20 protein-coding genes are annotated in these 20,949 nt (G+C 61.0%); 13 read left to right on the plus strand and 7 right to left on the minus strand.

Annotated features, from left to right (window positions below; genetic code table 11):
- Positions 1–15: 15 nt before the first annotated feature.
- From tssF to tssA, 7 genes are all read right to left on the minus strand, one after another.
- The gene (gene tssF, locus RLEG4DRAFT_RS04800) at positions 16–1,797 is read right to left on the minus strand and encodes a type VI secretion system baseplate subunit TssF (RefSeq protein WP_003575663.1); all 1,782 of its coding nucleotides are present in this window, start codon (positions 1,795–1,797) and stop codon (positions 16–18) included.
- A complete protein-coding gene (gene tssE, locus RLEG4DRAFT_RS04805; RefSeq protein WP_003575665.1) occupies positions 1,790–2,299 on the minus strand; it encodes a type VI secretion system baseplate subunit TssE in 510 nt (169 codons plus the stop codon). Before tssE ends, tssF begins: the two co-directional genes overlap by 8 nt.
- Positions 2,292–3,122, minus strand: coding sequence for a type VI secretion system accessory protein TagJ (locus tag RLEG4DRAFT_RS04810; RefSeq protein ID WP_003575667.1), 831 nt, complete (start codon positions 3,120–3,122; stop codon positions 2,292–2,294). Before RLEG4DRAFT_RS04810 ends, tssE begins: the two co-directional genes overlap by 8 nt.
- Complete coding sequence (gene tssC / locus RLEG4DRAFT_RS04815; RefSeq protein ID WP_280803283.1) at positions 3,119–4,585, minus strand: type VI secretion system contractile sheath large subunit; 1,467 nt, start codon at positions 4,583–4,585, stop codon at positions 3,119–3,121. The genes RLEG4DRAFT_RS04810 and tssC (RLEG4DRAFT_RS04815) overlap by 4 nt, the downstream gene beginning before the upstream one ends.
- A complete protein-coding gene (gene tssC, locus RLEG4DRAFT_RS04820) occupies positions 4,585–6,066 on the minus strand; it encodes a type VI secretion system contractile sheath large subunit (protein ID WP_003575670.1) in 1,482 nt (493 codons plus the stop codon). Before tssC (RLEG4DRAFT_RS04820) ends, tssC (RLEG4DRAFT_RS04815) begins: the two co-directional genes overlap by 1 nt.
- A gap of 128 nt (positions 6,067–6,194) precedes the next feature.
- Entirely contained in the window at positions 6,195–6,719 is a 525-nt protein-coding gene (gene tssB, locus RLEG4DRAFT_RS04825; protein ID WP_003575672.1) for a type VI secretion system contractile sheath small subunit, read from the minus strand.
- A gap of 76 nt (positions 6,720–6,795) precedes the next feature.
- Positions 6,796–7,860, minus strand: a complete 1,065-nt coding sequence (gene tssA, locus RLEG4DRAFT_RS04830; protein WP_085061894.1) for a type VI secretion system protein TssA — start codon at positions 7,858–7,860, stop codon at positions 6,796–6,798.
- Positions 7,861–8,089: 229 nt separating this feature from the next.
- On the opposite strand from tssA, the gene tssH reads away from it, so the two are divergent.
- The 13 genes from tssH (at position 8,090) to RLEG4DRAFT_RS04900 (ending at position 20,882) form a co-directional block, all read left to right on the plus strand.
- Complete coding sequence (gene tssH / locus RLEG4DRAFT_RS04840; protein WP_003575676.1) at positions 8,090–10,852, plus strand: type VI secretion system ATPase TssH; 2,763 nt, start codon at positions 8,090–8,092, stop codon at positions 10,850–10,852.
- Between the two features lie 41 nt (positions 10,853–10,893).
- Entirely contained in the window at positions 10,894–11,370 is a 477-nt protein-coding gene (locus RLEG4DRAFT_RS04845) for an Hcp family type VI secretion system effector (protein WP_003575677.1), read from the plus strand.
- A gap of 77 nt (positions 11,371–11,447) precedes the next feature.
- A complete protein-coding gene (locus RLEG4DRAFT_RS04850) occupies positions 11,448–12,041 on the plus strand; it encodes a hypothetical protein (protein WP_003575679.1) in 594 nt (197 codons plus the stop codon).
- A gap of 13 nt (positions 12,042–12,054) precedes the next feature.
- Entirely contained in the window at positions 12,055–14,526 is a 2,472-nt protein-coding gene (tssI, locus tag RLEG4DRAFT_RS04855; RefSeq protein WP_003575680.1) for a type VI secretion system tip protein TssI/VgrG, read from the plus strand.
- On the plus strand, positions 14,478–15,488 hold the full coding sequence (locus RLEG4DRAFT_RS04860) for a DUF4123 domain-containing protein (protein WP_003575681.1): 1,011 nt from the start codon (positions 14,478–14,480) through the stop codon (positions 15,486–15,488). Before tssI ends, RLEG4DRAFT_RS04860 begins: the two co-directional genes overlap by 49 nt.
- Positions 15,485–16,342: a polymorphic toxin type 15 domain-containing protein gene (locus RLEG4DRAFT_RS04865; protein WP_003575682.1), complete on the plus strand. Its 858-nt coding sequence runs from the start codon at positions 15,485–15,487 to the stop codon at positions 16,340–16,342. The genes RLEG4DRAFT_RS04860 and RLEG4DRAFT_RS04865 overlap by 4 nt, the downstream gene beginning before the upstream one ends.
- Positions 16,343–16,391: 49 nt before the next feature.
- Positions 16,392–17,057, plus strand: coding sequence for a GAD-like domain-containing protein (locus RLEG4DRAFT_RS04870; protein ID WP_003575683.1), 666 nt, complete (start codon positions 16,392–16,394; stop codon positions 17,055–17,057).
- An 85-nt stretch (positions 17,058–17,142) separates the two neighbouring features.
- Positions 17,143–17,445, plus strand: a complete 303-nt coding sequence (locus RLEG4DRAFT_RS04875; protein ID WP_003575684.1) for a PAAR domain-containing protein — start codon at positions 17,143–17,145, stop codon at positions 17,443–17,445.
- A gap of 366 nt (positions 17,446–17,811) precedes the next feature.
- On the plus strand, positions 17,812–18,339 hold the full coding sequence (locus RLEG4DRAFT_RS39960; RefSeq protein ID WP_125869617.1) for a hypothetical protein: 528 nt from the start codon (positions 17,812–17,814) through the stop codon (positions 18,337–18,339).
- Between the two features lie 40 nt (positions 18,340–18,379).
- On the plus strand, positions 18,380–18,988 hold the full coding sequence (locus RLEG4DRAFT_RS04885) for a hypothetical protein (RefSeq protein ID WP_003575685.1): 609 nt from the start codon (positions 18,380–18,382) through the stop codon (positions 18,986–18,988).
- Positions 18,989–19,243: 255 nt separating this feature from the next.
- Positions 19,244–19,747 carry a hypothetical protein gene (locus RLEG4DRAFT_RS04890; RefSeq protein ID WP_003575686.1) on the plus strand — a complete coding sequence of 168 codons (504 nt, stop codon included), beginning with the start codon at positions 19,244–19,246 and terminating at the stop codon, positions 19,745–19,747.
- A 69-nt stretch (positions 19,748–19,816) separates the two neighbouring features.
- A complete protein-coding gene (locus RLEG4DRAFT_RS04895; RefSeq protein WP_051040880.1) occupies positions 19,817–20,059 on the plus strand; it encodes a PAAR domain-containing protein in 243 nt (80 codons plus the stop codon).
- Between the two features lie 112 nt (positions 20,060–20,171).
- On the plus strand, positions 20,172–20,882 hold the full coding sequence (locus RLEG4DRAFT_RS04900) for a GAD-like domain-containing protein (protein WP_003575688.1): 711 nt from the start codon (positions 20,172–20,174) through the stop codon (positions 20,880–20,882).
- The last annotated feature ends 67 nt before the right edge of the window (positions 20,883–20,949 follow it).

Genomic DNA, 20,949 nt, shown 5'->3' on the forward strand with positions numbered 1-20,949 from the left:
TCTGGCGATCCTTCCTTAGAGGAGCGGGCGTTCGGCGGCGCGTGCCGGCCACCGGGCGATCGGTCGCGACTGCCCCTTCATGCCGATCGTCAGCCGGGTAAAGCTGTTGACCGAGGTATAGAGGCTGAAGAAGCGGTCGAGCACACTTGCGAACAGGAAAGCCGACGGCCGATCGATGGCGGCGGGATCGAATTCGAGCGTGATCGCGGTGCCGGGCACCATGCCGCCGCTGCCGAGACGGGCGGTCGAATTGGCTGCCTTGATCCGGACGAGCGCGTCGACGAACTGCTTGGTCTCGGGGCTGTCGCGGAAGGCGTAGAGCGACAGGATATCCTTCAGCGCCGCGCCGTCATTGTCGAAGAGCGACAGGTGATTGAGGACGAGATGCGAGATCAGCCGCCAGTTCCGGCCCTCCTGATCGTTCATCCGGACCGACGGCGTTGGCGGGATCAGCGCCTCGACGCCTGCCACCGCCTCATGGCCGGAGGCAAGCTGCAGGAAGGGATGACCGCCGCCGAAAGGAAGTTGTTCCGGCAGGTCGCGGTTGAGGCAGAGCGTATCGACGCTTGCGACCGCATCGACAGGGCCCGCCGAACGGCGCTGCCTGTCGATGAAGGCGATGTCCATGTCGCTGGTCCCGGTATCTTCGTCGAAACGGCGCTTGGCCTGCCAGTAGGTCGGGCTCGTGCCTGTTCGTTGCGACCGTCCGAAGAACGGCTGGCAGAATTCCTCCTGGCCGCGCGAGCCGGTCAGCAGAACGCGATCGATCGAATAGATTTCGCGAGTCTTCTGGCGCCGCGCATCGGGCAGGAGACGGTATTCCGTGCGGGTGCCGTCGACAGCGATCGGCTCGCAGACCTGGCGAAAGAGGTTGACGACAGGCGTCGCATTGAGCGCGAAGTCGCGGACCGACACTGCTCGTTCCAGCTTCGTGTCGGTCTCCTTGAGATAGATGAAAAGCTCCAGCGTCTCACCCGTCCAGGCATCGAGCCCTTCGATGTCGAGAAAGAGAAACTTCCTCGGCAGGGCGAAAAATTCGGTGAGCAGCCGGTAGCCGGTGAAGCTCGGCGCCGGATAGGGCAGCATGGCCTCTTCCGGCTCGAAGCCGACGGGCTTGAGATTGTCAGCCGGCAGGAAGACCGGCGAGCGGTCGTCGGCATGTTTGGCAAGCGCAATGCCGAGCGTGTGATTGGCAAGCAGTTCGTAGATCGCCACCGCCTGCTGCCAGGGGGAAGGAATATGCAGGCGCAGCCGGCTGATGCCAAGGCCGCCGAGCGGCTTTCGAGCATCGAGCGAGCGGATGGAGAGCCTGAGGCAGCCGGCAACCCCGGAATAGGGCGAAAGCGGTGCGTTGATCGGCTGGCCGGAAAGGCTGGCGCCCGCGATCTCGATCGGCGCCATCTCGACGTCCTGCGTGGTGCGGAAGCGGCAGGCTTCCCCGCGCACCGGCTCGGCGAGGATTTCCGTATGGCGGGGCACGGTCTGGACCGAGGCGAGCGTATCGCTCGGCCGGAACTTGACGATGCTCATCGAGGGCAGCGGCGCCAGATAATGCGGGTAGAGCGTTTCCAGCAGGCCGTCGGTGAGTTCGGGAAACTCGTCGTCCAGCTTTTGGCGGACGCGGGCGGCCGAATAGGCGAAACTCTGGATCAGGCGTTCCACATGCGGGTCGTCGGCGACGTCGCCGGTCATGCGCAGGCGACCGGCGATCTTCGGGAAGGCGTCGGCAAAGCGCGCGGCCCGGCGGCGCAGCGCCAGCAGTTCCTCATTGTAGCGGTGCAGGAAACCTTCAGCCATTGCCTGCCTCCACGAGGAAGCGTTGGGTCGACGGATCGATGGTCGATTCGAAGCTGATCGGCGGCATACCTTCATGCAGGCGGAAGGTCGCCTGGATGCGCATGCGCAGCGCCCGCTCGCTCACCGTCCGGCTCTTCAGGATCGTCACCCGGACATCGGAAAGCCGCGTCTCGAACAGCGAAATCCGCCGCTCGATCGCTTCGGCAAGCTTGAGCTTGGCCTGGTCGGTCAGCAGATTTGCCGAGACGATGCCGTCGACACCATAGCTCACCAGGGCATCCCTGAGTTCGGAATGGATCGCCGGCGGCGTGGCCGGGGAGCGCCGTGTGTTGAGCAGCGCCTCGAGATCGCGGCGGATGGCCTCCCGGACCTCGCGGACCTGGTCGACGAAGCTTATCGGCGGATCGACAGCGCGATCCGGAGCCTCGTCGATCAACCTGTCGAGGATCGAGCGGGATAGGACGCGGTCGCGCTGCCGGTAGCGTTCGAGCGGATCAACCATGCGCGACCTGCCTGCCGGCAGAGCTTGCCGGCACGATCTCCAGATTCCGGGTGTCGTGGAAGGAAACCAGTTCGTCACCGGCGAGGAAGCAGCGCTGGCCGCGGCCGGTGGTAATGCCTGTGGCTTCGTCGACCCAATCGGTTTCGCGGCCAAGCCGGAGCGTCGCATCCTTGCCGGTGCCATGATAGACCGCCGGCAGAAGCACCGAGGCGGCTGCGCCGTCGTTGAGCGACAGTTCGGCGCGACGGAAGGCGAGATCCCGGGGCCGGGCAATCGGCTCGATCGACAGGGCTGCGATCTTGGCGAAGTCGATCCACAGATAGCCGCCGCCGGTCATGATGACTTCGAGAGCGTGCGGCGTGCGATCGTCGAGATCGCGGAAATCGGAGACCGGCCTGCCGTTCCAGATCAGCGGCCGCTCGCCCCTCAGCTCATCGAGCGCATTCAGCGCCGCCCTCGCCTCATCCGCATTGCCGTCGCGATGGGCGATGCCGAGGCGGACGGCGAGCTTGTCGAGTTCGCTCGGCCCTTGCGGAAATTCCGGCAGGGCGCCGCTCGCAAACCAGGCATCGCGCGCCGCCATCGCCCGAAGCTCGTTGCGCAGCAAAGCAAAGCCCATCGTTGCGTCGGGAGAGAGGGTGGCTGCGAGGCTGCACTGATTGTCGGCGCGCTCATAATCGCCTGATAGCACGAGAAGATCGATATAGAGATGCCGCGCTTCCTGATCCGAGGGCTTGGCCTTCAGATGCGCCTTGACCTCATCGAGCGCGTCCTCGAGGGCATTGTCGCTGAGTGATTGGGCGATGCTGGCGGAAAGCGTCATGCGGACATCCTCTCAGGGATAGTGACGGGGCGGCTCAGGATCTGGCCCGTGGTTGCGGTCTCGGCGATGAGATGGAAGCTCGTGGCAACGTCATCGAGCTGGAAATGCGGCTGCAGCCGGACCGTACAGGAGAAGCTGCCGGGCTTGCCGGGGATCTCGGCGACGCTGATGCCGGCGGAGCGCAGGGGAAAGCGCGTGCGCAGCGTGATGTCGGCATCGTCGTTGCCGAGCGTATAGGCGGTCAGCCAGTCGGCCAGTCTGCGCTCGATCGAGATCGCATCGGAAAGCTGGCCGATTTCGTCGCGCATGATGACCTTGAGATAATGCGCGAAGCGCGACGCACAGAGCACATATTGCAGCATGGCGGCCAGCCGCGCATTCTGGCGCGCATGTTCGTTGGAATAGTGCGGCGGCGCATGCAGCGACTGGTTGGAATTGAAGATCGCCGACGAGGAGAGATAGGTGGTCGCGGCAGGGATGATGCCGAGATCGCAGAGCTGCTGCTCCTGGCTGCTGGTCAGGTGGATTTCCACCGGCGCCTGGGCTGACAGGCCGTTGCTTTCGGTGCCGAAATCGTAAGGCGGCAATTCGGCCGCGCTCAGCAGACCGCCATCGACGGCATCCTGCGTGACGCCGCGGATATCCGCGAACCAGCCTGATGTAATGAAATTGCGGATGACGACAGTCGCAAAGGCGAAAGCGGCATTGCCCCAGAGCAGCGAACTGCCGTCGCTAGCAATGCTTTCGCGGAAGGGAAAGCCGTCATTGCGACCCCGCGCATGCGGTTCGAGCGGCGGGCGCATCAGGATGCGCGGCGCGACAAGCCCGAGGAAGCGCGAATCCTCGCGGGCGCGAAGCCCGTTCCAGCGGATGCGGTCCGCCTCGGTGGCAAGCCAGGAAAAATCGTTGACCCGGTTCAGTTCGTGAAAATCTTCCAGCCCGATCGAAAGCGGCGCGGCACCGGCGACGAAGGGGCAGAAGGCGGCGGCCGCCACCATGCCGATCTGCGACAGCGTGCCGACAGGATCGCCGTCGGCGGGATCGCCCGGAGAAAGATGATAGTCCCCGACCAGCAGGCCGAAGGGTTCGCCGCCCGGCATGCCGAACTCGCGGCTGTAGATCAGTTCAAAGAGGTGGCTCTGGTCGAAGTCGCTGGCCCGCTCCATGCTGCGCGCGAGTTCGCGCCAGCTGACGCTGAGCAGCTTGACCTTCACCTCACCGCTGCGGCTTGCCTCGCGCACGAGCATGGCAAGGCCGCGCCATCTCGCCTCCATCGCCTGGAAATCGGGATGGTGGAGGATGGCATTGACTTGCCTGTTCAGCGCCTCGTCGATCAGCGTAATCAGCTGATCCGCCCGGCGCCGCCATTCAGTACTGGAACCCATCGTCGACCTGACCAAATGTTTCGGATGCAAGGACCGGTGCGCGGCGGAAATCTCGCCACGCACCAGCCCTGATTTCATCAGTTCTTCGACGGGATCCGGGCGACCATGCGCAGCGAGGTGGTCAATTCCTCCATCTGCAGCCACGGACGCATCCAGGCGACGGCGTTGTAGGCGCCCGGTCTGCCGGGGATTTCCTGGACGGTGACTTTCGCCTCGCGCAGCGGGTATTTCGCCCGCGACTCCTCGCCGGCATCGTCATTGGCGTTGACGTAGTTGGAGATCCAGCGATTGAGCCAGGCCTCGCAATCTTCCGCCTCCATGAACGAGCCGATCTTGTCGCGGCCCATGACCTTGAGGTAATGGGCGAAGCGCGAGGTCGCCATCATATAGGGCAGACGGGCGGAAACGGCCGCATTGGAGGTCGCCTCGGGCCGGTCGTAGAGTTTCGGCCGGTGCGCCGTCTGCGCCCCGAAGAACACCGCATAGTCGGTATTCTTGTAATGGCAGAGCGGCAGGAAGCCGAGCTTGCCGAGTTCGGCGTCGCGGCGATCGGTGATGCCGACTTCCGTCGGGCACTTCAGGTCCAGATCGCCGTCGTCGCTGGAGAAGATGTGCATCGGCAGGCCTTCGACCTTGCCGCCGTTTTCCGCGCCGCGAATGGCGGTGCACCAGCCGTTCTTGGCGAAGGCTTCGGTCAGCCGCGTGCCCATCACATAGGCCGCGTTCATCCAGCAATAGGAGCCGTGCGGCAGCTCGCGGCTCTTGGAGCCGCCGGTTTCGTCGAAGTTGAACTCCTCGATCGGGCTGGTCTTCGGGCCGTAGGGCATGCGGGCCAGTACGCGCGGCATGGCGAGCGTCACGAAGCGGGAATCATCGCTCTCGCGCAGGCTGCGCCACTTGGCGTATTCGACGGTCTCGAAGATTTTTTCGAGATCGCGGGGTTTTGCCAGCTCGCGGAAATCCTCGAAGCCGAACATGCGGGGGCTGGCGGCCGAGATGAACGGGGCGAAGGCGGCTGCGGCGATCATCGAAACGCCCTGCAGAAGCTGGACGTCATCGATGGAATTGTCGAATTCGTAATCGCCGATCAGTGCACCCATCGGTTCGCCGCCAGGCGTGCCGAATTCGTCTTCATAGACCGACTTGAAAAGTCTGGACTGGTCGAATTCCACCGCTTTTGCCAGATCCTTGGCGACATCGCGCTTGGATGCATTGAGCACGCGGATCTTCAGGTTGGCGCTGGTCTCGCTGTTCTTGACGAGATAATTCAAGCCGCGCCAGGCGCCTTCGAGCTTGGTGAATTCAGGCGACTGCATGATTGCCGCGAGCTGGCTTGATATCGCCTTGTCGATCTCGGCAATGGCATTGTTCAAGGTGATCGTCAGATTGCGATCATAGGTGACGGTGCCCTTCAGGGCCTGGTCGGTGAGGGTGCGCAGAAGATCCTGCGCACGGTCGGGCTCGGTCTGGCGGGTTGCCGCAACGACCTTCGAGAGCAGGTCCTCATCAGCAGCGAACCCGGCCTCTTCCTTTGTCTGCAATTGCGTTTCAGCAGTCATCTATCGATCCTTTTTTGCGAAAGCGGCGACCCTTTGGGGATGAGGGGTTCCCTTCAAAAGGGGCCGCTGCCGGACAACGATTCTTCAGGACTTCACGCGGGCCGCGTTCGCCCCGCGATCCCAGGCACTCAGTTCAACGCGTCCTTCGCCGCTTCGGCCTTGCCGCCGCCAAGCTCAGCCACCAGCTGCGAGAGATCGGCCTTGTTCTGCAGGATGTCTTCGAGCAGGCGCTCGAGCTCTTCGGAGCGGTCCGCCTTGCTCATCAGATCGCGCAGCTGGTTGCGGGCGTTGAGCAGGGCCTTCAGCGCCGGCACCTGATCGACGACCGCGCCAGGTTCGAAATCGGCCATGCTTTCGAATTTCAGCGAAACCGGAAGCTCGGTTCCGTTTTTCTCAAGCGTATTCTCGACCGACAGGGTGAGGCCCGGCGTCATGCGGCGCATGACGTCGTCGAAGTTGTCGCGGTCGATCTGGACGAACTTTCGCTCGCCGAAAGCCTTGAGCGGCTGGGTGGGATTGCCGGAGAAATCGCCGAGCACGCCGACGACGAAAGGCAGCTCCTTCACCACCATCGCGCCTTCGGTTTCCACTTCGTATTTAATGTGGACCCGCGGCTTGCGAACCCGTTCCAGTTTCTCATGCACACTTGCCATCGAGATTCTCCTTCTCATCGGCGGATTGCGAATTGAGGTGCTTCGGCGTTCGGCCGGAAAGCCCGGCCGAACGCCGCTAGCCTCCCTTGTCGGTGACGGGCTGAATGCCGGCTGCCGTCAGCACCGCATTGCGCGTGTGCTGTTCGGGCAGGAGCTCGGCAAGAAGCTCGGAAAAATCCATGCGGCCGCGACGCACCAGCGTCTCGATCGACATGGAGATCGGTGAATGGGGCTCGGTGCGGCGAAAATAGCGCGCAACGGCGATCAGAAGTTCGAAGGCCTCTTCGCGCGAACGAATCGCCTCAGTGCCGGCTGGTCGCGTGCGAATGGCCTCCGGCTCGTCGGCATTGCCTGCCGGCAATGGCTGCAGCCCCTGCGACGCAGGCGTTTCGGACGCGGCCGCGGCAGCGTCGAGCCCGGCGAGCAACCGGATTGCAGACGCGGCCTCTTGCAAAACATTGCGTGTATTCGAACTCGGCGGCGCCTGGTCGCCGCAATGTTGGTCAAGTATTGCGACCATGCGGTCGAAAGCGGCGATGCACTCCGTCAGCACGCCGAGATAGGCTGACATCTGAGCGACACCGGCCTCCATGGCCGCCTGCTGCAATTCCTCGCGCCGATCGGCTTCGTTCGGCCGCTGCGAAAGCTGGAAATCCCAAAGCGAATATTGAGCGAACTTCCCGTCCGGGATCAACGATGTCAAACGAATAGCCTGGATGAGCGTTCCTTCGCCGCCGACACCGTTGAGGCCTGCGAAGGGCGCGAACCGTTCCTCGAAATCGCCATCGCCGATCGAATGCAAGGCGTCGAAATGCTGGTCTAAAAGCGACACGGTTGCAACGTAGACATCGCGCAATCCAGAGAAGCCGCGCAGCCTCAGCTGTGCCTCCGCAAGCCAGGCCAATACTTCGATGTCCTTGCTCCGGGAAGAAAGGATCTGCAATCCAAGATTGCTAACATCATGCCAGGCGGGTGCAAGCGCAATAACATCACCGGGGGAAATACTACGTTCGGCTGTACGTGCGGCGTTTCTCGCGTCCTTAATTCTATAGTATATTTCACGAGATACAGTATTAACGCGCACGTTTTCTCCGCACGGGCGATCTGTCTCAAGTGGATCTATTATTTCGTGGACGTTCACGCGGTTAAATACCTCAAAAATCAGAGCATACTGCAGAGAGAGGGCATTTTGGGCGGCCTGTATTGGCTTGTCAACCATCTCCGGATGATGACGGATTTATGACGACTTTCGTTATGTTCATTTTTCAAAATAGAGTCGTTTTTCTTCTGGACAAGGGTTTATGAGCGCCCTAGTTGTTCTTTGCGTCACAAATGCGCGCTGAATTTCGACGTAAAAACAGGACTTGCGAATGTCCCATATCGATCTCAATCGTCTGATAAGAACGCTTGAGCCCAATTTACGTGTCGGTCTTGAGACAGCGGCTTCGCTTGCCGTGCGGCATCAGCACGCCGTTGTGGACATCGCCCACTGGCTGCGCTCGCTTCTTGATATTGCGGAGTTTTCTGCCGTTTTCGAAGAGCTCAAAGTCTCCTCCGCGGCGCTGAGGACGGAGATTGACGCTGCCATCGCCGACATCCCGCGGGAGGATGGCGCCTCGCTGGCGCTCTCGCCCAACCTGCTTGCCCTTGGCCGGGAATCCTTTCTGGTTGCATCGCTGCAATGCGGGCGCAATGTCGTGCTTCTCGCCGATCTGCTGGCGGCGCTGCTGAACGATCCGGCATTGCGTGCCCTTATCCGCGGTATCGCCCCGTCGCTGCGCAACCTCGACAGAGCCATGCTCGACAGATTGCTGGAGACGGCAGCGCCCGGTCCGGCAGAACCGCTTTCCGTGTCCGCCGCGCCGGCCGGGGACAATGAATTCCTGCGTCTCTACACCCGCGACATGACCGCGGACGCCCGGGCGGGTCGCACCGACCCGGTCATCGGCCGCGACCGCGAACTGCGGCAGCTGATCGATATTCTGATGCGCCGGCGGCAGAACAACCCGATCCTCGTCGGCGATGCCGGCGTCGGCAAGACCGCGGTGGCCGAAGCGCTGGCGCTGGAGATTGCCGGCGGCAACGTGCCGGCCCGGCTGAAGGATGTGAAGCTGCTGCTCTTGGATCTCAGCCTGCTGCAGGCAGGTGCCGGCGTCAAAGGCGAGTTCGAAAGGCGGCTGCATGGCGTGGTCGATGCGGTGAAGACCTCGCCGCAACCGATCATCCTGTTCATCGACGAGGCGCATGGGCTGATCGGCGCCGGCGGACAGGCGGGGCAGGGCGATGCCGCCAATATCCTGAAGCCGGCTTTGGCGCGCGGCGAATTGAGGACGATCGCGGCGACGACCTGGGGCGAATACAAGCGCTTCATCGAAAAGGACGCGGCCCTGACCCGCCGCTTCCAGACCGTGCATGTGCGTGAGCCGGACGAAGAAGCCGCGATCCGCATGCTGCGCGGCGTCGCCGAAGGCCTGAAAACCCATCACAAGGTCCGCATCCGCGACGAGGCGATCGTCGCAGCAGTCCGGCTTTCGGCCCGATATCTGCCGGACCGGCAGCTTCCCGACAAGGCAATCAGCCTGATCGACACGGCCGCCGCCGCAGTGGCTCTCGCGCGCCAGACGACGCCGGAAGCGCTGAAGCTGCTGACCGACGAGCGCGATCTTCTGGAAACCGAGGCGAACTGGCTCGCCCGTGAACCGGAGACGCCGGAAAAGAGCGCTCGGCTTGGCGAGATCGCTCGTAAGCAGCAGGAGATCGTCTTCGAGATAGAGGCGGTGCGGTCGAAATTCGACGAAGAAAACCGGCTCGTCCGGGAGGCCGACCGGCTGGAGGAGTTGTTCTCGCCCGACGACGCCGTCGTGCCGCTGGCGCCGGTCGACAATTCAGGCGACGGCACGAATGTGGCGCCTTTCCCATCGCAGGCCATGACCGCTGAGAGCGCACGCGCCGCACTTGCCGCTACGGAGCGGAGCCTGGCGGCCGTGGCCGAGCAGACACCCCTGTTGCCGCGCGTTGTCGACAAGGAGATCGTTGCTGCCGTCGTTGCCCGGTGGACCGGGATCCCCCTGGGCAAGCTGCTCGCCGACCAGATCGAGACGGTCAAGACGCTCGATATCAGGCTGAAGGAGCGGGTGCTCGGCCAGGACGCGGCGATCGAGCGGATCGCTGCGGCCATGCGGGCGGCCCGCGCCGGGCTTTCCGATCCGCGCCGGCCGCCGGCCGTCTTCCTGCTGGTCGGCATGTCCGGTACCGGCAAGACCGAAACGGCGCTATCGCTCGCCGACATGCTCTATGGCGGCAGCCGGTACCTGACGACCATCAACATGTCCGAGTTCAAGGAGGAGCATAAGATTTCCATGCTGCTCGGCTCGCCCCCCGGTTATGTCGGTTATGGCGAAGGCGGGGTGCTGACGGAAGCGGTGCGGCGCAGGCCCTACGGCGTGCTGCTGCTCGATGAGATCGACAAGGCGCATCCGGGTGTCCAGGAAATCTTCTATCAGGTGTTCGACAAGGGAACGCTGCGCGACGGCGAAGGCCGGGACATCGATTTCAAGAACACCACCATCGTCATGACGGCCAATACCGGTTCGGAGATGATCTCAGCCCTTTCCGCCGATCCCGAGACGATGCCCGAACCGGACGCACTCGAAGTGCTGCTGCTGCCGGAACTGCAGAAGCATTTCAAGCCGGCCTTCCTCGGCCGCACGACGGCGCTGCCCTTCATGCCGCTGGGCACCGAGACGCTGTCGGGCATCGTCGATATTCAGATTGGCCGGATCCGCGAGCGGGTTGCCGCCACTTACGGGACGACGCTTTCACTGTCGCCGGAAGCCCGCGACGCGCTGATTTCGCGCGCACGCACCAGCGAGACGGGCGCCCGCGCGATCGAGGTGATGATCGCGCGCGACCTCTTGCCCGATCTTTCGACATTTTTCCTCGATGCCGTCGCGGCCGGGAAGAAAATTGCGGGCATTGCCATCGGATACGATGGCCACCGCTTCGGCCTCGATGCCGAAGCGGCCGCCCCGCAGGAATTCGACACGCCGGGGAAAAACCGGTTGTCGGATGAAGTAACCCCGAGCCGCAAGCGCACTCGGGGAGCAGGAAGAAGAAAGGCAACTACGCCTTAGACGCAACGAGGCACTCAACCGCCAACAGGAGAGCTGAAAGCATGCCGATTTATCTTCAGATCGATGGTATCCAGGGTGATGCTACCCACGAACAGCATCGCAAGTGGATGGATATCGAAGCCATCCACTGGAACGTCGCCCGCAACATGAACACCTCCGCCGGTTCGGCGGCAAACCGCGAAGCTTCCGAGCCGACCGTTTCGGAGGTGATCCTCACCAAGGTCAGCGACTCCTCGTCGACCAAGCTTTTCCAGGAGGCCTGCTCGGGCCGCACCGGCAAGCGCTCCGTCATCCATCTGGTCACGACGGGCAATCCCGGCGACACCTATATCGAGTATTCGCTAGAGAACACGCTGATCGCCAGCTACTCGATCGATTCCAACGGCGACCGCCCGGTTGAGACGATCAAGCTGAACTTCACCAAGATGGAAGTGAAGTACACGCCTTACGACGACAAGCACTCGCCGCAGTCGCCGATGATCGCCTCTTACGATCTCGCGACCACCAAGGCCGCCTGATATCCGACTGGAACGGGCGCCAATCGGATGGCGCCCGTTCTCTCCATCCTCGTCGCGAGCTGAAGGAAGTCTTTCCCATGGGCGGATTGGCCATCGATAATGTGAAACTGACGAACTACCATCTCATCGTCGAGGAAGTGTTCGACGAAAGCGTTTTCGGCATGGTCGCGCCCAGTATCAAGATCAAGGGCGTCAAAGGGGTCGGAACCAGCCATCTTCAGGTGATGCGCAGCGTCTATACGATCGCCATCGGCGAAGACGTCTATTTCAAAGGCCGCAAACTGCAGGGCTCGCCGGGGGCGCGTGAGCTGCTTTCGGAATTCTTCGAATCGGGGACGCAATTGACGACCCGTCCGAACGGCCGCACGACGGTCATGCACCGCTATCTCGGCAAGAAGAACATCTTCACGGCCAAGGCGCTGGAGCATTACAAGGCCTCCGTGACGCTGAATTTCCTTCCCATCTACGGCGAGGATCCGGCCCCGACCCGTCTGCTCTACGGCAATCCCGCGGTCACCTTCATCCAGAAGACCGGGGAGCGGCCGATGGCCGCCGCTTATTTCAACAGCAACAACAATCGATTGGAACTGCTGCATTATTTTGATCGCCGCACCCTTGTCGATGGCTTTTTGAAGCGCTTCTCGGAAGCATCCGCCGCGGCCGTAGGCTGAGAGGTCCCGATCGATGAACGATATGTCGTCCGCCGCGGACTTCGTCCAGGCGAACCGTATTCTGAAGATCGTCTCGCCGCTCGGCGAGGACCAGCTTCTGCCGGAGCGGGTGACGATCGAGGAAGGTATTTCCTCGCTCTTCGAGATCAAGCTTTCGGCACGCGCCAAGAAACCGTCCGTCAAGCCGGAGGAGTTGATCGGCCGGCTGATGGATGTCTCCGTCGAGGTGCAGCAAGGCGACGGCGAGGGCGGCTTGCGCCGGCCGTTCAACGGCCTGGTGACCGAACTCAACGAGGGGCCGCCGATTACCCGCGGCCTCCGCTCCTATTCCATGGTGCTCAGGCCGCAGATGTGGCTCCTGTCGCGCCGTTCCGACTGCCGCATTTGGATGGACAAGACCTCGGTCGATATCGTCGAGACCCTGTTTTCCGAGCACGGCATCCCGGCGCCGGATACGTCAGGCGTGATCACGCCGCCGCCGCCGCAGCATTATTCGGTGCAGTGGAACGAAACCGACCTTGCCTTCCTCACCCGCCGCTTTGAGGAGGATGGCCTGTTCTATTGGTTCTCGCACGAGGACGGCAAACACAAGCTGCATGTGGCCGATAGCGCCCGGTCCTGGCTCGGCCCGTCGCCCTCGGCGCAGGGCGAGGGCCAGGTCCGCCTGGCGCAGGGCTCGGCCGACCGCAACCATATCACCGAGTGGAGCCGGCGCTATTCCTATGTGCCCGGCCAGCGGGCAGGGGCCGACTGGAATTTCGAGACGCCGCGCATGGTGCCCAGCACCATGACGCCGTCGTTGGTGCAAATGCCTGAGGCGACCAAGCGCGAGCTTTACGAATACCCGGCGCGGATCTCTTCCGTCGCCGAGGCAGAGCGGGCGGAAAAACTCAGGATGCAGGCCTCCGAGGCCGATCACGACCGGGTCTTCGGCGGCTCGACATCCCGCATATTGGAGGCGGGACGCCGCTTCACCCCCTACGAAGTCGCCCATCCCGACCATGCCTATGAGGAGCACGTGGTGGTCAAGGCGGCGCACATCGTCGTCGACCGTTCCTACGAGACCAACAGCAACGAGCCCGAATACACCAACACCTTCGAGGCGGTGCCATCGCGCGTGGCGATGACGCCGCATCGCGAGACCAAGCGGCCGCGCATCGAAGGCACCCAGGTAGCGATCGTCGCCGGCCCTTCCGGCGAGGAGATCCATCCCGATCAATATGGCCGCATCAAGCTGTGGTTCCCGTGGGATCGCAAGGCGAAGAAGGACGGGTCGGATACCTGCTGGGTACGCGTCAGCCAGGTCTGGGGCGGCGGCACCTGGGGCGCCCAGGTCATTCCGCGCATCGGCATGGAGGTGATGGTCGCCTTCGTCGACGGCGATCCCGACCGGCCCCTGGTGACCGGCGTGGTACCGAACCCTGCCAATACGGTCCCTTACGACCTGCCGGCCAACAAGACCCGCATGGTCATGCGCTCGAACACCCATAAAGGCACCGGCTTCAACGAAATGACCTTCGAAGACGAGGCCGGCCAGGAGAACATGTTCTTCCATGCCCAGAAGGATCAGACGACACGGGTGCTGAACGACCGCACCAAGCGCATCGACCGGCACGAAGTCTCGGCCATCGGCGCCAACCGCACGGTGGAAGTGGGCGGCAACCAGAAACACGAAGTCGGCGGCTCGATGAACACCGTCGTCGGCGGTACGGGGCCGATGGCGATGGCGCTGATGGGGAGCGTGCAGGGAATGGCGGGACAGACCGCTGCTCTTCTCGGTCAGGCGGGGCAAATCGCCGGTGGCGGCGGACCTGGTCTTGCGGCCTTCGCCGGCACGCTCGCCTCATCAGCACTCGGCTTCCTCGGCATAGGCGGCCTCGGAAGCCGTGAAGGCGTGGTGTCCGGACCATCGCCCAGAGCGGATGCGGGCACGGCGTTGGCGGGCTCCGGTACGGGCGTCGGCGAGGCGGCCTCGGGCCTCTTTCCTTTGTCCGGCATCATGAATACCATCGTCGGCTCCTTTCAGTCCACCAGCGTCGGTGTCGCGAAGGCTGAACAGATTGGCGTGAGCAAGGTCACGAATATCGGCCAGACGGAGATGATCAACGTCGGCAAACAGCAGAACCTGACGATCGGCAAGGTGCAGAGCGTCACGATCGGCGAGGAACAGAATACCAATATCGGAAAAGCCCAAGGCACGGTCGTCGGCGAAAAAATCACCGTCAATGTCGGCAAGCTTTACGGCCTTGTAGCGGGTGAAAAATATCGCGGAGAATCAAAGGTCTGGGAAGTCTTTGCGGAAGACAAGATATTCCTGTCCGCTCCCGGCGGGTACATCGAGATTAACAAGACCGGCATCCGCCTCTATGCATTGAAGATCGATATCGAAGGTAATCAGATCAATTTCAAGAAAGGCGGTCCCGGCCAGGAGCCGTCTTGCCTGCGGCAGATGTCGAAGTCGTCCACCCCGTTTGTAAGGATGTGATGATGGAAGCAACCCCGATAATCGATCTGCCGGATCTCGCCGAATCCGCTCGAGTCCTGAGACAAACTGTCGACGAGATGAACGGACCTGTCACCGTCGTGCTGGATGGCGGCGCCTTTGACGATCTCCCGGCCGCATTGGCCGCCGAAGCAATTTCCTGCCGTTCGCTGTTTCTTGAGGGAGTGCCCCTCGATTTTCGTCGTGCAGGACCATGGATGGCCGAAGTTTCGTCGGCATCGATGCGGTCGCATGTCGAATGGCTTGATACGCATCACAATTGCGCAGTCTATTGGTCGTGCCCTGTAGGGCCGGACGCGCTCTATCGCCACCTCAGGACGCTGAACGAGGTTATGATTCCGCGTGAAGACGGCGAGGACAGACAGCAGGGTGGGGCGGAAAAACAGCGCTATGAACGCGTTCTCTTCCGCCATTGGGATCCCAATGTCCTCGGCGCGGTGCTGCCGATCCTGACAAGATCGCAGTTCGCCCGTTTTCTGGGGCCGGCAGATGGCATTGTCTTCAATGGTCCGGATTATGGGGGCGTCCGGCGAGCTCGAAAGGCCGACAACATGCCGGATGCGGCCATCGGTCCGCTTCGGCTGGGGCTGGACCAGATGGAAAGGTTGAAGGCCGCCATGCTGCATTCATCGCGGCTGCGGATTGCGCGTTACCTCAAGAAGAACACGCCGCCTCATTTTTCGGGCGTGGATGACGATTTCGTATGGGGAGCCACGCTGGCCTCCGAAAGAACTGCCGATGAGCTTGGAATTCGGACTGAGCGAGGACGTGCGCGTTGGGCATATGTAATGGTCGTGTCGGACGGCAAGGCGGCGGATCTTCCAGACGTGCGAAGCTTCATCCAAGAAAAGGGAGCCTCGCCGGACGCCCGGGTCAAGGAACTGATCGGCCACACGGTTGACGCGCTACGTTTCGGCAACGCCCTCAATGGTGCGGCATCATGACCTCAGCGGTGGCAGGAACCGTAGGCCAGGTCGGTGGTCAAATTGCGGGCGGCGCTTTAGGCGGAGTTATCGGAGGTGTCTTTGGTGGGCCGGTTGGAGCCTGGATCGGTCGTGCGATCGGATCGAGGGTCGGCGGCATTGCAGGCCGCGCTGCAGCGGAAGCCATTGCGAGCTATATGGAGGACGCGAACGAAGCTGCTGAGACTGAGACCAAAGAACAGGAGGCCGCCAAACCCTGCGTGGACTGTGGCGAGATCGATTGCTTCAATCCGCCGGAGGGATCGACGCCCGAGCAGATCGAGGAGTTCAAGCGCCAGCTCAAAGAGCAGCAGGATGCTATCAACGAGATTCCACCGGATACGCTTGTTAAAAATATGGATACTTATGAGGACCTCGGTCGAGGTGCCAAGGATGCAGTGGATCGGGCGAACGCCCGGGAAGCCTGGATTAAGAACAGAGCTGCAGAAATCGTGAAGCAGGATCCTAGCACGACGGCGAAAGCTGCTAGGGAAGCGGCGGCGAATGATATCAAAACGATGGATGTCATTCACACGCCGGATTTGTCCGCCGGCGGTACGGGACGGCTCTCGACGGAAAACGGCGGCATGGGTCCGAGGTCTGCCAATCGGTCGATCGGGTCGCAGTGGTCCAAAACAGGGCCCAATTCCGACAAGACAAGGTTGCAGCAACTCAAGGAGCATGCGCAAAAGGCCAAGGAAAAAGGCGAGCGTACCAATGCCGACTTGAAAATCTGCGAGGATGGCAAATCTTCCAAATCGGGCAAGAAATCCGGGGACTCCAGCGGCGGCTCAGGTAAGGGACAAGGTGGTCCCGGCAATGTTCCAATGTCATAGTCCGCAGCCACTGGATTTTCTGCGTATATCTGTTTTGATTGGAGGTCGCGTGAACAACTATCAGGCAAGGCTCGATTCTATCGTCCAGGACTTCGGCTCCCCAGAAAGTGGGACTGCGGCGCTCGATCTCGGACACTATCGCGGCAAGGTCCCGGAGGCGATGATTGACTTTTGGCAGCAGAATGGCATCGGTGCCGTTCTCGACGGCTACTTTCAATTCTGCGATCCTGGCCAATATAGCGGCATCTTGAAGCTCGTCTTCGGTGGGGACACCGATATCCGTCCCGAGCAAACCCACGCTCTGGGTTTCGGCGCGTTCGGAACGATCATCGCATGGAATGAAGTTCATCAAGACGTGACCATCGATCTGGTGAAGGGGCAGGTATCATGTTCGGCGCTGGTCAACGGCAAAAGATACGACCCCAATCTTGCGGTTACCGGCCAGTTGATGCTGATCGACGATCCGACTCTCGACGAGTACGACGCCAACGCCAAAAAGCTTTTCAAGCGGGCACGTTCCAAACTCGGCAAGCTCGGAGTGGGGCAAATCTACGGGTTCAGACCGATCCTTGCGCTCGGCGGGAACAGGGCTTTGGCCAATCTGACGGTCTATGAAGCGTTGCCGCATATGGCGATCTTGGCGCAGGCACATGAGATGCAATTGATGGACAACGCTCCTTTCCCGCCGCAGCCGGTACGCGCGATCGGAAGCTGATGCCAGACGCCTGTTTGAGCAGGTTAGAAGCCAAAGGCTTGTGTCTCGGTGCCGGTTAGTTGGCACAAAGAAGAGGAGTTGCAGAATGGTCGGCCGTCCGGTCACGCTCAAGGGCCATATGCATGTCTGCCCAATGGTCGATCCCGGTCCGCGGCCGCATGTTGGAGGGCCGGTGTCTTCGGCATCCCAATCTTTCGTCTGCGTGGACGGCGTGCCAATCGCAACGGTGGGCGACAAGTGCACATGCACGGGCGTTCCAACGACAGCCGGCATTACAAGCGGGTCGTCGGTTGCCAAGATCGGCGGCCAGAAGGTTGCCCGCTTCGGCGATGCCTGCGAGCATGGAGGCCGGCTGGTGCAAGGGGTTCCTTGGCTGACATTCGATTAGCCGACCTCGAAAGATAATCAGAATCAAGTTCGAGAGGCGCGGGCCAGGAGAGGGAGCCTCCGTCTCAGGCAGGCTGCGCAGCAATCTCCACATCTGCGAGCGGTGAGACATGGCTAACAATGCGCAACTGAAACAATTAATTCTAGAGACGCAGCAACCTGTTTCGCCGTGTTGGATGGCGCGCAATTCGAGGATTTACCGCGTGCTTTGTTTGACGCCGATTTCGTGTGCAAGTCGCTTTATCTGGGTCGCGGAGATGGTCATCAGACTCACGTCCTCACGGCGCCGCAACTTGTCTGGCTCGATCGTGACTCCTATAGCGTCGACAAAGACGACACAGGTAGATCTCGCCCAAAGGTTTCCCAAATGGTGGATCGTCTGATCGATATTGTGCGCGATCGCCCAGCACTTGTTTTCTGGATGTGCGGTGAAGGTGGCGACGTTCTCTACCGGCACCTTCGGACGATCAACATGATCCTCATTCCTGCGACATCGCAGATCGATCGAGGCAAAAGCTACGAGCAAAACCCGCTTTCGCAAGAGGTTGATCACGCACAACATAGTGGGGATGAACGGGTTTTGTTTCGTCATGCGGATGCCAATGTCATGGCACAGGTCATGCCCAGTCTTTCTTACGCAAACATGTCTCGTGTTCTCGGTCCTGCGGACCAGATCCTCTACTCTGCCGACGCGGATTGGAGTGAAAAGCCTATGAGTATTCGGCGCGCGAATGACATGCCGCTGCCAAATGCGGCGCCGCTGAAATTGAGTTCTGAAGAGGTAGTAAGGATTGAAAACTATCGGCGCCTTGCCGCTCGCAGGCGTCGAGTTTTCTATCTTCAGGATACCTGCCCCGTGGAAACGGAAGGAGCGATTCCGCAATCGCTCAAATGATGCTGTATGCTCGGTGCCTCCAATCGCATGGGATTATTCGATGAGCAATTTCAATACGCCTATCTGGGAACTGAAACCCAAACTCGGTTTAGGCGAGATAATGTTCGGCATGGAACGCGACGCCGTCAACAAGCTCACAGCCTACGGTGAGGTGGCGGTGTCACGAGACAGTGCTCCTATACCTGATGACGAGGCGACCGCCTTCCTGCGGTCGCTCGGCTTTGCCGATGAGAATATCTCGGGTGCTCTTGGTGCGCAGGCGACATTTGCCAGCTCTGACATCATTACTGACAGTCGTAACAATGGGCTGGTTCTTGAATATGAACGATCTGGGCTGACTGAAATACTGGCGGACGTGAATACGGAACACCTGAACTACAGGGGTGTGCTCGTATTTCAGCACGACCCCCTTGCCTTCATAATGCATATGGCAACCTCTCTTGGAGAAACTCCGGTCATAAATGAAAGCGAAGTTGTCTTTACATCTAACTGCATCTACTTGTTCGAGTTCGTCGTCGAGGCCCGGACTTCGCCTTCTAGCGGGCACGAGTATGCTCAGGGTAACCCGAGGGACCGATCGATTATATGGCGATCCACGCCTCGCAGTGCGGGTGCCGATCTATCGCTCTATAAGCCGATGAGCCTTTAAAGCGACCTTAGTGTTAATCGGCCGCGACAAGGTCTCTCACCTCGATTTTCTTGCTTCTCCGACCTGTGACATTTGCTCGATATTCATTGCGTCAGCTGCGACAGGGTGCTGCTCGTCGGTTGTTTCCAGACCCTTCTGGAGCGAGTTGCTTGGCCGGCTTGCGTTGCAGGAGCTGGAGAAGGATGCGATCCAACGCGGCAAGTTCCATGGCGGAGCCCTGGGGCAGGGCGTTACCAGTTTCGGGTTTGCTATGCGATGATGGATATCGTCGCGGACTGGCTGAAGGCGGACGAGGCCGCGACAATGACCGAGTGGCGCGAGAAGGTTTACGACGAATATGCCGGCGGTTATGGCGGCTGGAGCGAGCTTGTCGAGCACTGGCGGGAGCCGGACGCGGTTGCTTTCCACCGCATCCTCGCCAAGGCGGCCGACTACCACGTGGCACAGAGCAGCGACATGACGACCACCGGCGACAAGCGCAACAAGCGCGAGAAGCATTACGAAATCGAGCCGGACGCCTATTGGGCGTTTCCCGTCCTGCTGCTGATGATCCTGCGCATGCGCGAATGGGAGGGCTTGCAGAACCCCGGCTATCTCAATCACGACCTGTTCCAGATGGGGGTCTTCAAGGAGCTTCCGAAACCGGTCCCATGGCCTGCCGATGCCCTTTTTGACGCAGTGGACAGAAAGTTCCGTCAGGAATTTCCAAACACGCCCTCGACGGCAGATCTACCGAGGCTGCGTGCAGAGCAATCCTAGGCAATCTTTGCGAAACGAGGTGAGCCGGTGACGAATGTTTCGCTCAGGGGCCATAACCATGTTTGTCCGATGGTCGAACCTGGGCCGAAGCCGCATGTGGGCGGCCCGATCTCGGAAACGCAGACACTGGTGACGGTGGAAGGGGTTCCTGTTGCGGTTGTCGGCGACAAATGCACCTGCGTAGTCGCCGGGCCCGACACGATTAGCGGCGGCTCGTCGATAGTCTTTATCGAAGGCAACGCGCTTGCCCGCATCGGCGATGGCGGCCGTGTCGTCGAGGGTCTCGGCTGGTTCACATCCGATTATATTTAGCTGCTCGTGGATCGGGTCGCCGAGATAGCGATAGCGGCTGACGTCACGGTTTCTGGATCGAGCATGTTCGGGCTCGGCGCGACTAGCGACGACTAGCATCGAGATACCGTGAATGGCAATGGACAAGAATTTTTCAGACAGAATTGAACGCATCGGCTCTCCGCGGCGCCGCATTCCTCTGACTGCGGAGCGAGATGCCCGGCTTTCCCTTCACCTGCCCGATAGTTTCCTGGAATTCTTACGAACCTTCGGGTTTGGCGATTATTTCGATCGCAAACTGCAATATTGTGATCCCACCGAGTTCTCACCCGTTCTAGCGCTGGTTTTCGGCAACGACCCAGAATTCAGCCATAAGGATTGTTTTGTAGTTGGCCACTCCGCTTTTGGTCGGCTTGTGTGCTGGTCGAAACGACATGACCATTTCGAGATCGATCTTGTCGATATGCGTCTCTCATCCAGTAAACTGGCGCCAACGCAATTGGTCCTGCCGCCACACCTTGCAAATCGGCAAAGGAGCACGGATCCCAATATTCTGGCTCGCTCGCTCTTGCCGTATGAGAGCAAGGATTATGAGGAGTTCGACGCTCGGGATCAGCCTATGTTTGAACGTTGCCGCGCCATGCACGGCAGTCTTGAACGAACAGATTGTTATGGGTACTTCCCTGCACTCGCAACAGTCGGTCTGGACAGCGCAATGCGGCACGTCGAGAACATTAAACGCGTGGCGGCGCTGGAGCATTTTGCCATCCTGGCCCAGTTGGGCACGTTCCGCTTGATGTGGTTGGAGCGGGGGCAATATACGGCGGTACGCGTGATCGGATGAGATGTGCACTCGTTCGATTTGGCGAATCGTGTGTGACGCGCGGAGAGGGCGTCGCTGCGGCGGCGAC

The sequence above is a fragment of the Rhizobium leguminosarum bv. trifolii WSM2297 genome, from assembly GCF_000271845.1.

What these genes read in the sequence shown, in the direction of transcription:
- tssF (WP_003575663.1), bottom strand. Translation starts at nt 1,797, where the DNA reads ATGGCTGAAGGTTTCCTGCACCGCTACAATGAGGAACTGCTGGCGCTG.
- tssE (WP_003575665.1), bottom strand. Translation starts at nt 2,299, where the DNA reads ATGGTTGATCCGCTCGAACGCTACCGGCAGCGCGACCGCGTCCTATCC.
- RLEG4DRAFT_RS04810 (WP_003575667.1), bottom strand. Translation starts at nt 3,122, where the DNA reads ATGACGCTTTCCGCCAGCATCGCCCAATCACTCAGCGACAATGCCCTC.
- tssC (WP_280803283.1), bottom strand. Translation starts at nt 4,585, where the DNA reads ATGAAATCAGGGCTGGTGCGTGGCGAGATTTCCGCCGCGCACCGGTCC.
- tssC (WP_003575670.1), bottom strand. Translation starts at nt 6,066, where the DNA reads ATGACTGCTGAAACGCAATTGCAGACAAAGGAAGAGGCCGGGTTCGCT.
- tssB (WP_003575672.1), bottom strand. Translation starts at nt 6,719, where the DNA reads ATGGCAAGTGTGCATGAGAAACTGGAACGGGTTCGCAAGCCGCGGGTC.
- tssH (WP_003575676.1), top strand. Translation starts at nt 8,090, where the DNA reads ATGTCCCATATCGATCTCAATCGTCTGATAAGAACGCTTGAGCCCAAT.
- RLEG4DRAFT_RS04845 (WP_003575677.1), top strand. Translation starts at nt 10,894, where the DNA reads ATGCCGATTTATCTTCAGATCGATGGTATCCAGGGTGATGCTACCCAC.
- RLEG4DRAFT_RS04850 (WP_003575679.1), top strand. Translation starts at nt 11,448, where the DNA reads ATGGGCGGATTGGCCATCGATAATGTGAAACTGACGAACTACCATCTC.
- tssI (WP_003575680.1), top strand. Translation starts at nt 12,055, where the DNA reads ATGAACGATATGTCGTCCGCCGCGGACTTCGTCCAGGCGAACCGTATT.
- RLEG4DRAFT_RS04865 (WP_003575682.1), top strand. Translation starts at nt 15,485, where the DNA reads ATGACCTCAGCGGTGGCAGGAACCGTAGGCCAGGTCGGTGGTCAAATT.
- RLEG4DRAFT_RS04875 (WP_003575684.1), top strand. Translation starts at nt 17,143, where the DNA reads ATGGTCGGCCGTCCGGTCACGCTCAAGGGCCATATGCATGTCTGCCCA.
- RLEG4DRAFT_RS39960 (WP_125869617.1), top strand. Translation starts at nt 17,812, where the DNA reads ATGGTGGATCGTCTGATCGATATTGTGCGCGATCGCCCAGCACTTGTT.
- RLEG4DRAFT_RS04885 (WP_003575685.1), top strand. Translation starts at nt 18,380, where the DNA reads ATGAGCAATTTCAATACGCCTATCTGGGAACTGAAACCCAAACTCGGT.
- RLEG4DRAFT_RS04890 (WP_003575686.1), top strand. Translation starts at nt 19,244, where the DNA reads ATGATGGATATCGTCGCGGACTGGCTGAAGGCGGACGAGGCCGCGACA.
- RLEG4DRAFT_RS04895 (WP_051040880.1), top strand. Translation starts at nt 19,817, where the DNA reads ATGGTCGAACCTGGGCCGAAGCCGCATGTGGGCGGCCCGATCTCGGAA.
- RLEG4DRAFT_RS04900 (WP_003575688.1), top strand. Translation starts at nt 20,172, where the DNA reads ATGGCAATGGACAAGAATTTTTCAGACAGAATTGAACGCATCGGCTCT.